General features: G+C 73.0%; 9 protein-coding genes. 8 read left to right on the top strand and 1 reads right to left on the bottom strand.

The window, feature by feature from the left end:
- Positions 1-21: 21 nt before the first annotated feature.
- Complete coding sequence (locus ACFW6P_RS25515; protein WP_386359735.1) at positions 22-639, top strand: DinB family protein; 618 nt, start codon at positions 22-24, stop codon at positions 637-639.
- Positions 640-1,036: 397 nt separating this feature from the next.
- Here the strand turns inward: ACFW6P_RS25515 and gabT are convergent, their stop codons facing one another.
- A complete protein-coding gene (gabT, locus tag ACFW6P_RS25510; RefSeq protein ID WP_386359741.1) occupies positions 1,037-2,332 on the bottom strand; it encodes a 4-aminobutyrate--2-oxoglutarate transaminase in 1,296 nt (431 codons plus the stop codon).
- 287 nt (positions 2,333-2,619) lie between these two features.
- Here gabT and ACFW6P_RS25505 point away from each other — a divergent pair, with 287 nt between their 5' ends.
- From ACFW6P_RS25505 to ACFW6P_RS25475, 7 genes are all read left to right on the top strand, one after another.
- Positions 2,620-4,749, top strand: coding sequence for an ATP-binding protein (locus ACFW6P_RS25505; protein WP_386424911.1), 2,130 nt, complete (start codon positions 2,620-2,622; stop codon positions 4,747-4,749).
- Between the two features lie 192 nt (positions 4,750-4,941).
- Positions 4,942-6,618 carry a PucR family transcriptional regulator gene (locus ACFW6P_RS25500; protein ID WP_386424908.1) on the top strand — a complete coding sequence of 559 codons (1,677 nt, stop codon included), beginning with the start codon at positions 4,942-4,944 and terminating at the stop codon, positions 6,616-6,618.
- Positions 6,619-6,953: 335 nt separating this feature from the next.
- Positions 6,954-8,399, top strand: coding sequence for an aldehyde dehydrogenase family protein (locus tag ACFW6P_RS25495; RefSeq protein ID WP_386359731.1), 1,446 nt, complete (start codon positions 6,954-6,956; stop codon positions 8,397-8,399).
- A gap of 415 nt (positions 8,400-8,814) precedes the next feature.
- On the top strand, positions 8,815-10,755 hold the full coding sequence (locus ACFW6P_RS25490) for an acyl-CoA dehydrogenase family protein (RefSeq protein ID WP_386359729.1): 1,941 nt from the start codon (positions 8,815-8,817) through the stop codon (positions 10,753-10,755).
- 95 nt (positions 10,756-10,850) lie between these two features.
- On the top strand, positions 10,851-12,107 hold the full coding sequence (gene dxr / locus ACFW6P_RS25485) for a 1-deoxy-D-xylulose-5-phosphate reductoisomerase (RefSeq protein ID WP_386359728.1): 1,257 nt from the start codon (positions 10,851-10,853) through the stop codon (positions 12,105-12,107).
- Positions 12,108-12,115: 8 nt separating this feature from the next.
- On the top strand, positions 12,116-13,408 hold the full coding sequence (locus tag ACFW6P_RS25480) for a M50 family metallopeptidase (protein ID WP_386359739.1): 1,293 nt from the start codon (positions 12,116-12,118) through the stop codon (positions 13,406-13,408).
- Between the two features lie 168 nt (positions 13,409-13,576).
- A partial coding sequence (locus ACFW6P_RS25475) for a flavodoxin-dependent (E)-4-hydroxy-3-methylbut-2-enyl-diphosphate synthase (RefSeq protein ID WP_366815309.1) occupies positions 13,577-13,809 on the top strand: 233 nt, incomplete at its 3' end.

Genomic DNA, 13,809 nt, shown 5'->3' with positions numbered 1-13,809 from the left:
CCGGGTGCGAGACTGCCCGGCATGACGGAACCGAACCCGAAAGCGGACCTGCTGCGCTACCTCCAGGACGCCCGCGACGCGCTCCTCTGGAAGCTCGAAGGACTCTCCGAGTACGACGTCCGCCGTCCGCTCACCCCGACCGGCACCAATCTGCTGGGGCTGGTCAAACACGTCGCCGGGGTGGAGCTGGGGTACTTCGGGGACACCTTCGGGCGGCCTTACTTCGACGGGGAACCGCCGTCCTGGTGGTACGCGCGCGACCCCGAGGAGAACGCGGACATGTGGGCCACCCCGGACGAGACCCGCGAGGAGATCACGGGGCTCTACCGCGCGGCGTGGCGGCACACCGCCGCCACCGTCGAGGAGCTCGCTCTGGACGCCGTCGGCCAGGTGCCGTGGTGGCCCGAGGAACGGCGGGACGTGACCCTGCACCACGTCCTGGTGCGGGTGATCTCCGACACCCAGCGGCACGCCGGGCACGCCGACGTCGTGCGTGAACTCATCGACGGGAGCGTCGGCCTGACACCGCGCACGAGCAGCGTGCCGCAAGGCGACCGGGCGGCGTGGGAGCGCCACCGGGACCGGCTGGAACAGGCCGCTCGGGAAGCCGGCGACGGCCGGTCCCGCGCGGGTGCCTGAAGAGGAGGAGGGTCGGCCGCCCCGGAACAGGGGGGGGGTGGTTCCGGGGCGGCCGCTGGACCGGAACGTCGCGCGCCCCGGGGGGTTTGGGGCGGGCGACCGTCCGACCGGTGAGGAGATCCAGAGCGTTGGGGGCTCTGTCGTGTGCGCGAGGGCACGACCAGGTCGAAGCCGGGGAGGCACCGGCCTGATGTCACCCACAGTCCCCTGTGGGCGGGGGTGTATCTCTCATCGGGGTAGAACCTACGACAGGGGCTGGTCCGGGGACAGCCCGCGAGACGCCCTGTCATCCACCTCGCACACCTTCTTCACAGCCTCTGCCGCTCGCCGCCCCGGGAAGGGAACCGGAGCGGCTCACCTGCCCCGACGGCGGCTCGGATGCGCGGCCCGGCCGGTGTCAGACGCGTGCGAAACCCTGCTCGATGATGTCGAGGCCCTCGTTCAGCAGGTCCTCGCCGATCACCAGCGGTGGCAGGAAGCGGAGCACGTTGCCGTAGGTGCCACAGGTCAGGACCAGCAGGCCCTCGGCGTGGCAGGCCTTGGCGAGCGCGGCGGTCGCCTCCGGGTTCGGCTCCTTGGTGGCGCGGTCCTTGACCAGCTCGACGGCGATCATCGCGCCGCGGCCGCGGACGTCGCCGATGATGTCGAACTTCTCCTGCATGGCCGTCAGACGGGCCTTCATCACGGCCTCGATGCGCTTGGCCCTGGCGTTGAGGTCGAGCTCCTTCATCGTCTCGATCGCGCCGAGCGCGCCCGCGCAGGCGACGGGGTTGCCGCCGTAGGTGCCGCCGAGGCCGCCGGCGTGCGCGGCGTCCATGATCTCGGCGCGCCCGGTCACCGCCGCGAGCGGCAGACCGCCGGCGATGCCCTTGGCGGTGGTGATGAGGTCCGGGACGATCCCCTCGTCCTCGCAGGCGAACCACTGGCCGGTGCGGCAGAAGCCGGACTGGATCTCGTCGGCGACGAAGACGATGCCGTGGTCGGAGGCGAACGTCCGGATCGCCGGCAGGAAGCCCTTGGCCGGCTCGATGAAGCCGCCCTCGCCGAGCACCGGCTCGATGATGATCGCGGCGACGTTCTCCGCGCCGACCTGCTTGCCGATCTGGTCGATGGCCTGCGCGGCGGCCTCGGGACCGGCGTTCTCGGGCCCGGTCGGCCAGCGGTAGCCGTACGCCACCGGCACGCGGTAGACCTCGGGCGCGAACGGACCGAAGCCGTGCTTGTACGGCATGTTCTTCGCGGTCAGCGCCATCGTCAGGTTGGTGCGCCCGTGGTAGCCGTGGTCGAACACGACGACGGCCTGCCGCTTCGTGGCGGCGCGCGCGATCTTCACGGCGTTCTCGACGGCCTCGGCGCCGGAGTTGAACAGCGCGCTCTTCTTCGCGTGGTCACCCGGGGTGAGCTCGGCGAGCGCCTCGGCGACCTCGACGTAGCCCTCGTACGGCGTGACCATGAAACAGGTGTGGGTGAAGTCGGCGAGCTGCGCCGACGCGCGCCGTACGACGGCCTCGGCGGAGGCGCCGACGGACGTCACGGCGATGCCCGACCCGAAGTCGATCAGACGGTTGCCGTCGACGTCCTCGATGATCCCGCCCCCCGCGCGCGCCGTGAACACGGGCAGCACGGACCCCACACCCTGCGCGACCGCGGCGGTACGGCGGGCCTGCAGCTCCTGCGACTTCGGACCGGGAATGGCGGTGACGACGCGACGCTCCTGCGGAAGTGCGCTCATGCGGGGCTCCTGGATGGTGCGGGACTTGTACAGACCGTTGACTTCTTTTCTCGCAGGCTAGGACGGGGTGACGGGGGTGGGCATGCTCCATGTGGGCGTTGTCGGCACAGCGGCTTGTCCGGGGTGGACATGGCGGCTTGGCGGGCCGCTGCCCGCGACGCGGCCGCGTAAGCGGTGAACTCCCCAGCGGAGGGCGTTAGATTGGCTCGCTGATGGTGGACGGAGCGGCTGGTCAGGGGGCAAGGGCGATGGACAGCGACGGGACCCGGGACGCGCGGGGTACGCATGTGAATCCGGTGCCGCGTCCGGCGGGACCCCCGGAGGTGCCCGCGATGCCTCCCCGGCCGCCGCGGGCACCGGCGGCACCGCCGCCCGACGGTTCGGCCTTCCTCGCCTGGCTCCGCGCGCCGCGGCCCGACGCCGCGCCCGGCGTGTGGCGGTTCGGGCACCGGCCGCGGCCCGCGGAGGAGCCCGAGGAGATCCCCACCCGGCAGCTGCTGAGCGGTGCGCTGATCGCCTTCCTGGTGGGGTGGCTGATCTGGTCGCTGCTGCAGAACGGGTACCTCGGCAGCTGGTGGTGGGTGCCGTTCGACCTGATCGTCCCCGACGTCTGGCGCGGCGGCGACAGCGATCTCGGCGAGACCGGCACGTTCCTGGTGTACCGGGGCTACGAACTGCTCGTCGCTCTGGCGATCACGGTCGGGGTGGCCCGGCTCGGCCGCTGGGGCGAGGTCTGGCGCCGCTTCGTCGTGCCCCGGTTCCGCCGGCCCGAGGCCCAGGAGGCCGATCCGGCGTCCCAGGACGACCCGGCCCAGTGGAACGAGCTGCGCGCCGCGGGGGCCGCCGACGCCGCCGAGCGGCTCGCGGCCGACGCCCGCTCCGGGTTCATGAAGGACGTCGACCACGCCCGGATCCTCCGTGCCTGGCAGGGCGTGCGCACCGGGCGGCACAGCCTCGCCACGTTCAGCGCCGCCGTGCTCACGGACGGCGCGGCCGCCTGCCTCCACCCCTCCGGCGAGCGCGACCTGCCCGCCCGGCTCGCCCTGCACGACCTGGTCACCGGCCAGGTCCGGCTCGGCACGACCGTGGACGACGTCCGCAACCCCTACGCCTACCGCGGGGCGGGCCTGGCCCTCGGCCCCGACCTCCTCGGCACCTCGCTGCTGGCCGTCGGTCCCGCGGGGTCCGGCAAGACGGGGGCGGTCGTCCGGCCCGTCGCCGAGTCGCTCTGTCTGCACGCCCTGGCCGGGCGGGCGGCCGTGGTCGTCCTCGGCGCCGCCGGGGCGGGGCTGGGGCCGCCCGACTCCTACGACGTCGTCGTGCGGATCGGGAACCCGGAGTCGGAGTACGACCTCGATCTGTACGGGGGCAGCAGCGACCCCGACGAGGCCGCGGCGGTGCTCGCGGAGGGACTCGTCGGGGATCTGGCCGACCCGCATCCGGGCAGCGACAGCCGGCGCTCCACGACCCTGCTGGCGCAGTTGCTCGGGCCCTTCCGGGCCGTCCACGGGCGCTTCCCCTCCGTACCCGAGCTGCGGCAGCTGCTCGACGGGGCGCCCGGGCCGTTCGCCGCGCTGCGGCAGGGGCTGCGGGACGCCGGGCAGGAGTCGCTGCTGCGGGAGCTCGACGCCCGGGAGCGGCAGATGGGGCAGCCCGGGGACGTCGGCGGGGTACTGGCCGATCGCGTGGCGCTGCTCGACCGGCCCGCCTTCGCCGGGTTCTTCGACACCTCCGGGCAGTCGCGGCCCTTCACGCTCAAGGCCCTCGACCACCCCGTGCGCGTCCGCGTCGACCTGCCCGAACGCGGGCACGCCGACGCCTCCCGGATGCTGGCCCGGCTGGTGCTGGCGCAGTTCACGGCCAGTGTCGCCGTACGGGAGGACCGGTCGCTGTTCGCCTGCCTGGTGCTGGACGACGCGACCGGGGTCGTCACCCCCGAGGCCGTGCGCGGCATCCAGCGGCTGCGCTCCGGCAACGCCGGTGTGGTGCTGACCCTGCGGACGCTGGACGACGTGCCCCGGCCGTTGCGCGGGCCGCTGCTCGGGGCCGCCGGCTGTCGGATGGCGCTGGCGGGGCTCACGCCCTGGGACGGGCAGGACTTCGCCGAGGTGTGGGGCAAGGAGTGGACCGAGGCGCGGGACGTCACCGACCGGCAGATCATCGCGGAGACACCGGCCGGCAAGGCACTGCACGCCGTGCGGCGGGCGATCACCGGCAAGGCGCCGACCGCCCGGGCCGTGACCGTCCGCCAGGTCGAGCGCGAGCGCTGGTCCGCCTCCGAGCTGGCCCACGGCGTTCCCGCCGGGCACGCCGTGCTGTCCCTCACCGATGTGCACGGCGAGCACGCACCCCCCCTGCTGGTGAACCTCCGGGGGTGATGCTCCCGGCGTCCACGGGGGCCGGAGTGGTGATGCGGGAGGCGTTCATGCCGGTCCGCGGGGGACCGGCCGTTCCCGGTGTCTCTAGACCGTACGCTGAGGCAGAATCGTCGCAGGTCGTTCATACGCCGCGGCCAAAAGAGCACAGAGATCACGCCGGTCACACGGACCTGACGCACACCTGAAGGCCTCATGCCCCCGACGCTCGCCTCGCTCGTCCACCACTCCGCGCTCAAGCTGACCGTGCGGGCGGGGGAGGACCGCCTCGACGTGCCGGTGCGCTGGGCGCACGTCAGCGAACTCGCCGACCCCGTGCCCTACATGGAGGGCGGGGAACTGCTGCTGATCACCGCGCTCAAGCTGGACGCCGAGGACCCGGAGGCCATGCGGCGCTACGTGCGGAGGCTGGCCGGCGCCGGAGTGGTCGGGCTCGGCTTCGCCGTCGGCGTGAACTACGAGGAGATCCCCGAGGCACTCGTCGACGCCGCCGAGGAGGAGGGCCTGCCGCTGCTGGAGGTGCCGCGCCGCACGCCGTTCCTGGCCATCAGCAAGGCCGTGTCCGCCGCGATCGCAGCCGAACAGTACCGGGCCGTCACCGCCGGGTTCGCCGCCCAGCGGGAGCTGACCCGGCAGGCGCAGACGGGCGGGCCCGAGGGACTGCTGGCCGCTCTCGCCCAGCAGGTCGACGGCTGGGCGGCGCTCTACGACGCCTCGGGCGCGGTCGTCGCCGCGGCCCCGGAGTGGGCGGGACGCCGGGCCGCGCGGCTCACCGGCGACGTGCAGCGGCTGCGGGACCGCGCCGCGCACGCCTCCTCGGTGGTCGGCGGGCCGGAGAACGAGGACCGGGTCGAACTGCACTCCCTCGGCACCGGCCGGCGCCCACGCGCCGCCCTCGCCGTGGGGACGGCCGCCGCCCCCGGCACCGCCGAGCGCTATGCCGTCCACTCGGCCATCGCCCTGCTGACCCTGACCACGGAACGCTCCCGTGCCCTCCAGGCCGCCGAGCAGCGGATCGGCGCGGCCGTGCTGCGCATGCTGCTGGCCGGAGAGCCGGACCACGCCCGCGCGGTCGCCGGCGACCTGTACGGCGGGCTGCTCGACGCGCCGTTCCGGATGATGGTCGCGGAGCGGATACCGGTGTCGGCGTCGGTGGCACTGGCCCGCGCCGAGGCCCGGACGGGCGCCGCCCCGGCCGCCGAACGGCCCTCCGCCGCCGCGCCGGCCGCGGCCGGCACCGGCGGCGACCCCCTCGCGGCCCTCGCCGATGTCGTCGAGTCCGCGGCGGCCCGGGCCGGCGAGGCCGTGCTGGTGGTGCCGGAGGGGGAGCGTCTCGTGGTGCTGGCCGCCGACGGCGGCGCCGCGGCGGAGGCCTGCGGCGCGTACGCGGCCGCGCTGGAGACCGCCCGGGCCGGCGTGCGTGAGAAGGTGCCCGGGGGCGAGGAGGACGAGCTCTTGGTGGGCCTGTCGGCACCGGCCGGGCCGATCGCCGCGTCCGCCGCGTACAAGCAGGCCGAGCAGGCGCTGTCGGTGGCGCGGCGGCGCGGGCGCGTGCTCGTGGAGCACGAGCAGATGGCGGCCGGATCCGTGCTGCCGCTGCTGGCGGACGACGCCGTACGGGCGTTCGCCGACGGCATGCTGCGCCCCCTGTACGAGCACGACGCCACCGGCCGCGGTGACCTGGTGGCCTCGTTGCATGCCTGGCTCTCCAGGCACGGTCAGTGGGACGCGGCGGCGGCCGACCTGGGCGTGCACCGGCACACCCTGCGTTACCGGATGCGCCGGGTGGAGGAGATCCTGGGCCGCTCCCTGGACGACGCGGACGCCCGGATGGAGCTCTGGCTGGCTCTCAAGGCGACGTCAGCGGAGTAGCCGATGCGGGGGGTGCCGACGGTGGCGGCCTACCCGGATGTGCCTCGGCACGGTCGCACTCCTGACGGATGACGACTGGCCGATCCGGCAGTGGGACGCGGCGGCGGCCGGCTCGGGCGCGCACCGGCACACCCTGCGTTGTGGGCGGGGGCGACGGCGGCGGCGTGCCAGGACGTGCATCCGCACGGTCCGGTCGCACCAGGGACGGACTGGCCGATCCGTAGCGTCGCGGCGTGCGACTGCTCCACCTCGGACAAGCGCCGTTCGGCCGGCCCGCGCCTACCGTTGGTTCCGCAGTACTGGACCACCCCCGACGCCGAAGGGCCGGAACCGACATGACCTCCACCCACGCCTTCTGGCTCGCCGGCCGCCAGGCCACCGGCGAGGACACCTTCGACGTCGCCTCCCCCTGGGACGGGCGACGCGTCGGCACGGTGAGCGTGCCGACGGACGCGCAGGTCGAGGAGGCCGTGGCCGCCGCGTACGCGGTGCGGGACGAGTTCGCCGCGACCCCGGCGCACGTGCGGGCCGCCGCCCTCGACCACGTCAGCAAGCGTCTGGCCGAGCGCAGCGAGGAGATCGCGCGGCTGATCTCCGCCGAGAACGGCAAGCCCCTGAAGTGGGCGCGGGGCGAGGTCGGCCGGGCCGTGTCCGTGTTCCGGTTCGCGGCCGAGGAGGCCCGGCGCTTCAACGGCGGCGAGGCCCAGCGGCTCGACACCGACCTCGGCGGCCAGGGCCGGCTCGCCCTCACCCGCCGCTTCCCCAAGGGCGTCGTCCTCGGGATCGCGCCGTTCAACTTCCCGCTGAACCTCTGCGCCCACAAGGTCGCCCCCGCCATCGCCGCCGGCGCCCCGATCATCCTCAAGCCCGCCCCGGCCACCCCGCTGTCCGGACTGAGCCTGGGCGAGCTGCTGGCCGAGACCGGGCTGCCCGCGGGCTCCTGGAGCATCCTGCCGGTCGAGAACGCCAAGATGCCCGCCCTCGTGCAGGACGAGCGCCTGCCCGTCATCTCCTTCACGGGCTCCGAGAAGGTCGGTTACGCGATCATGGACTCGGTGCCGCGCAAACACTGCACCCTGGAACTGGGCGGCAACGGGGCGGCCGTCGTCCTCGCCGACTGGGCGAGCGACGAGGACCTGGACCAGGCGGCGAGCCGCATCGCCACCTTCTCCAACTACCAGGGCGGCCAGTCCTGTATCTCCGTCCAGCGGGTCATCGCCGACGCCTCGGTGTACGACCGGCTGCTGCCGCGCATCGTGGCCGCCGTCGAGGCGCAGGTCACGGGCGACCCGAGCGACGACGCCACCGACGTCGGCCCGCTGGTCAGCGAGGACGCCGCCCAGCGCGTCGAGGCGTGGGTCCAGGAGGCCGTCCGGGCCGGTGCCGAGCTGCTCACCGGCGGCAAGCGCGAGGGTACGAGCTACGCCCCCACCGTGCTGGCCGGCGTCCCGGCCGACGTGACGCTCTCCTGCGAGGAGGTCTTCGGACCGGTCCTCACCGTGCAGAAGGTGGACGGCGAGGCCGAGGCGTTCGCCGCCGTCAACGACTCCAAGTACGGCCTGCAGGCAGGCGTGTTCACCCACGACCTGCAGACCGCCTTCCGCGCCCACCGGGCCCTGGAGGTCGGCGGTGTCGTCGTCGGCGACGTCCCCTCCTACCGCGCCGACCAGATGCCGTACGGCGGCGTCAAGCAGTCCGGTGTGGGCCGCGAGGGTGTGCGGTTCGCCATGGAGGACTACACCTACGAGCGCGTGATGGTCCTCACCGGCATCGCCCTCTGACCCCTGGCAACCATCTCCACACAGGCTCCGCGAAGGGGCCCGGTACCGGAAGGCACCGGTGCCGGGTGCTTCAGGAGGTGCCCGCTCCCGTGCCGTTCCAGGCGGCACGTCTCCTGGACGACCCAGCCGCCCGGCTGGTCGGCGGGGGGTGCAGGAAGCCGTCCTCGGCGACCGACAGACACCGGCCGATGGCAACGTCCGAGCGAGGCCCCGGCCGCGGGAAGGTGCCCGGGAGGCACCTGTATGCAACACCGCGGCGCGGCGCGCTACAAGGGCCGGGCACGCCGCGCGCCCCTTCGGCCGAACGGACGCGCGAGGACTGGTGGCGGCGTCCGTATTCGGGTACCAACGATCGAGTAGCACTGGTCGGTAACGTACAGTCCTCAATCTTCCTAGTTGCGGCGAGGTGCCCCTCATGTCCGCTTCCACCACCCCCTCATCCCGTCCCGCCGTCACCGAGCGGGAGGCCCGAGAGGTGGCGGAGGCCGCCCGGGAACAGCACTGGCGCAAGCCCAGCTTCGCCAAGGAGCTGTTCCTCGGCCGCTTCCGGCTCGACCTCATCCACCCCCACCCCGTCCCCGACGACGAGGCGGCCCAGCGCGGCGAGGAGTTCCTCGCCAAGCTCCGCGACTTCGTCGAGACCAAGGTCGACGGCGCCCTCATCGAGCGCGAGGCCCGGATCCCCGACCAGGTGATCGACGGCCTGAAGGAGCTCGGCGCCTTCGGCATGAAGATCGCCACCAAGTACGGCGGGCTCGGCCTGACGCAGGTGTACTACAACAAGGCCCTCGCCCTGGTGGGCTCCGCCAGCCCCGCGATCGGCGTACTGCTGTCCGCGCACCAGTCGATCGGCGTGCCCCAGCCCCTGAAGCTGTTCGGCACCGAGGAGCAGCGCGAGCGCTTCCTGCCGCGCTGCGCCCGCACGGACATCAGCGCCTTCCTGCTCACCGAGCCCGACGTCGGCTCCGACCCGGCCCGCCTCGCCACCACGGCCGTGCCTGACGGCGACGACTACGTCCTCGACGGCGTGAAGCTGTGGACCACCAACGGCGTCGTCGCCGACCTGCTGGTCGTGATGGCCCGAGTGCCGAAGAGCGAGGGCCACAAGGGAGGCATCACCGCCTTCGTCGTGGAGACCAACGCCCCCGGTGTCACCGTCGAGAACCGCAACGCCTTCATGGGCCTGCGCGGCATCGAGAACGGTGTCACCCGCTTCCACCAGGTCCGCGTCCCCGCTTCCCACCGGGTCGGGGCGGAGGGCCAGGGCCTGAAGATCGCCCTGACCACCCTCAACACCGGTCGGCTGTCCCTGCCCGCCTCCTGCGTCGCGGCCGGCAAGTGGTGCCTGAAGATCGCCCGGGAGTGGTCGGCGGCCCGCGAGCAGTGGGGCAAGCCCGTCGCGCACCACGAGGCGGTCGGCTCCAAGATCTCCTTCATCGCGGCCACGACGTTCGCCCTGGAGGCCGTCACCGACCTGGCCTCGCAGATGGCCGACGAGGACCGCAACGACATCCGCATCGAAGGCGCCCTCGCCAAGCTCTACGCCTCCGAGATGGCCTGGACGATGGCCGACGAGCTGGTCCAGATCCGCGGCGGCCGCGGCTTCGAGACGGCCGACTCCCTCCGGGCCCGTGGCGAACGCGGCGTCCCCGCCGAGCAGTTGCTGCGCGACCTGCGCATCAACCGCATCTTCGAGGGCTCCACGGAGATCATGCACCTGCTGATCGCCCGCGAGGCCGTCGACGCCCACCTCTCCGTCGCCGGTGACCTCATCGACCCGGAGAAGTCCCTCGGCGACAAGGCGAAGGCGGGCGCCAACGCGGGCGCCTTCTACGCCAAGTGGCTCCCCAGGCTGGTCGCGGGACCGGGCCAGCTCCCCACCTCGTACGGCGAGTTCAGGAACGGCGTCGACCTCTCCGGTCACCTGCGCTACGTGGAGCGCACCGCCCGCAAGCTCGCCCGCTCCACGTTCTACGCCATGTCCCGCTGGCAGGGCCGCATGGAGTCCAAGCAGGGCTTCCTCGGCCGGATCGTCGACATCGGCGCCGAGCTGTTCGCCATGAGCGCCGCGTGCGTGCGCGCCGAGCACCTGCGCAGCCGGGGCGACCACGGCCGCGAGGCCTACCAGCTCGCCGACGTCTTCTGCCGCCAGGCCCGCATCCGGATCGAGGAGCTCTTCACCCGCCTGTGGACCAACACCGACGACCTCGACCGCAAGGTCGTCAAGGGCGTCCTGTCCGGCACCTACACCTGGCTGGAGCAGGGCATCATCGACCCGTCCACGGACGGGCCGTGGATCGCCGACGCGGCACCGGGACCGTCCCGGCGGGAGAACGTCCACCGGCCGATCCGGTAGGCCGGCCCTCCCGGGGGCGCGGGCCGATGCGGCGCGCGCCCCCGGGGAGGGGACGCGCTGTCCTCGCACACGATGCTTACGGCAACAATGGAGGGATGAGCGACAGTCCAGCCCCACTCGCCGACCCGCACCTCGTCTACGACCCGGTGGCGGGCGACGGCCCGAAGGACGTGGTGATCCTCGGGTCCACCGGGTCCATCGGGACCCAGGCCATCGACCTCGTGCTGCGCAACCCCGACCGGTTCCGGGTCACCGGCCTGTCCGCCAACGGCGGCCGCGTGGCCCTCCTCGCCGAGCAGGCCCGCCGGCTGCGCGTGCGCACGGTCGCCGTGGCCCGCGAGGACGTCGTACCGGCCCTGCGCGAGGCGCTCACCGCGCGGTACGGCCCGGACACACCGCTCCCCGAGATCCTCGCCGGCCCCGACGCCGCCACCCTGCTCGCCGCCTCCGACAGCCACACCGTCCTGAACGGCATCACCGGCTCCATCGGACTCGCCCCGACCCTCGCCGCCCTGGAGGCGGGCCGCACCCTCGCGCTCGCCAACAAGGAGTCGCTCATCGTGGGCGGCCCGCTGGTCAAGGCCCTGGCCAAGCCCGGCCAGATCATCCCGGTCGACTCCGAGCACGCCGCCCTCTTCCAGGCCCTGGCCGCCGGCACCCGCGCCGACGTCCGCAAGCTGGTCGTCACCGCCTCCGGCGGCCCCTTCCGCGGCCGTACGAAGGAGGAACTGTCCCAGGTCACCGTCGAGGACGCCCTCGCGCACCCCACCTGGGCCATGGGCCCGGTCATCACGATCAACTCCGCGACCCTCGTCAACAAGGGCCTGGAGGTCATCGAGGCGCACCTGCTCTACGACATTCCCTTCGACCGCATCGAGGTCGTCGTGCATCCCCAGTCGTACGTCCACTCGATGGTTGAGTTCACGGACGGATCGACACTGGCCCAGGCGACCCCGCCCGACATGCGCGGGCCCATCGCCATCGGCCTCGGCTGGCCCGAGCGCGTGCCCGACGCCGCCCCCACCTTCGACTGGAGCAAGGCCTCGACCTGGGAGTTCTTCCCGCTCGACCACGAGGCCTTCCCCTCCGTGAACCTCGCCCGGCACGTCGGCGAGCTCGCGGGCACCGCCCCGGCGGTGTTCAATGCGGCCAACGAGGAGTGCGTGGAGGCGTTCCGCCGGGGCGCCCTGGCCTTCAACGGGATCATGGACACCGTCACCCGGGTGGTCGAGGAGCACGGCACCCCGCGTACGGGAACCTCACTCACCGTGTCGGACGTCCTCGAAGCGGAGACCTGGGCGCGCACCCGGGCCCGGGAACTGGCGGCACAGACGGCGGAGGCCCGTGCATGACGACCCTGATGTTCATCCTCGGCATAGTGCTCTTCGCGGTCGGCCTGCTGTTCTCGATCGCGTGGCACGAGCTGGGGCACCTGTCCACCGCCAAACTCTTCGGCATCCGCGTGCCGCAGTACATGGTCGGCTTCGGTCCCACCCTCTTCTCGCGCCGCAAGGGGGAGACCGAGTACGGGGTCAAGGCCGTCCCGTTCGGCGGTTACATCCGCATGATCGGCATGTTCCCGCCCGGCCCCGACGGCCGTATGGAGGCCCGCTCCACCTCCCCGTGGCGCGGCATGATCGAGGACGCCCGCACCGCGGCCTACGAGGAACTGCAGCCCGGCGACGAGAAGCGGATGTTCTACACGCGCGCCCCCTGGAAGCGCGTGATCGTGATGTTCGCCGGCCCCTTCATGAACCTGGTCCTCGCGGTGGTGCTGTTCCTCATCGTCCTGATGGGCTTCGGCATCACGCAGCAGACCACCTCGGTCAGCTCGGTCTCCCAGTGCGTCATCGCGCAGAGCGAGAACCGCGACAAGTGCGAGAAGGGCGACCCGGCCTCCCCGGCCGCGGCGGCCGGCCTCAAGGCGGGCGACAAGATCGTCTCCTTCGACGGTGTGCGCACCGACGACTGGAACGAGCTGTCCGACCTGATCCGCTCCGCCCCCGGCAAGGAGGTGCCCATCGTCGTCGAGCGGGGCGGCGAGGACGTCACCCTGCGCGCCACGATCGCCACCAACAAGGTCGCCAAGAAGGACGGCAGCGGCCAGATCGTCGAGGGCGAGTACGTCCAGGCCGGCTTCCTCGGCTTCAGCGCCGCCACCGGCGTCGTCAAACAGGACTTCGGCGACTCCGTGACCTGGATGGGCGACCGCATCGCCGACGCCGTCGACTCCCTCGCCGCCCTCCCCGGCAAGATCCCGGCCCTGTGGAACGCGGCCTTCGACGGCGCCGAACGCGAGGCGGACTCCCCGATGGGCGTGGTCGGCGCGGCCCGCGTGGGCGGCGAGATCTTCACGCTCGACATCCCGCCCACCCAGCAGCTGGCCATGGCCGTCATGCTGGTCGCCGGCTTCAACCTCTCGCTGTTCCTGTTCAACATGCTTCCGCTGTTGCCGCTCGACGGCGGCCACATCGCGGGCGCCCTGTGGGAGTCGCTGCGCCGCAACCTGGCCAGGCTGCTGCGCCGCCCCGACCCGGGACCCTTCGACGTGGCGAAGCTCATGCCGGTCGCCTACGTCGTCGCCGGGATCTTCATCTGCTTCACGATCCTGGTCCTGATCGCGGATGTGGTGAACCCGGTGAGAATCTCCTAGTCACACGGAGCCGCAGGCGGCCCGGCACGCTCCGTGCCGGGCCGCCTCCGCTCGGGTGGCGCCCCGGGTGGGATGTGCCCGAGCCCCCGCCCGTGCCGTAATCTCGAAGCGCGGAGCCCGCTGCTCACGGGGCCGGACCTTGATCCACGACTTGGGGTTGCACAGCAGATGACTGCGATTTCTCTCGGCATGCCGTCCGTTCCGACCAAGCTCGCCGAGCGCCGGAAGAGCCGCCAGATCCAGGTCGGGTCCGTGGCCGTCGGCGGGGATGCCCCCGTGTCGGTGCAGTCGATGACCACGACGCGCACCTCCGACATCGGCGCCACCCTCCAGCAGATCGCCGAACTGACCGCGTCCGGCTGCCAGATCGTCCGCGTCGCCTGCCCCACCCAGGACGACGC

This window comes from Streptomyces sp. NPDC058741 (assembly GCF_042746715.1).
In the GTDB taxonomy this organism is placed as follows: Bacteria; Actinomycetota; Actinomycetes; order Streptomycetales; family Streptomycetaceae; genus Streptomyces.
This window is presented reverse-complemented; position numbering and strand designations above follow the sequence as displayed.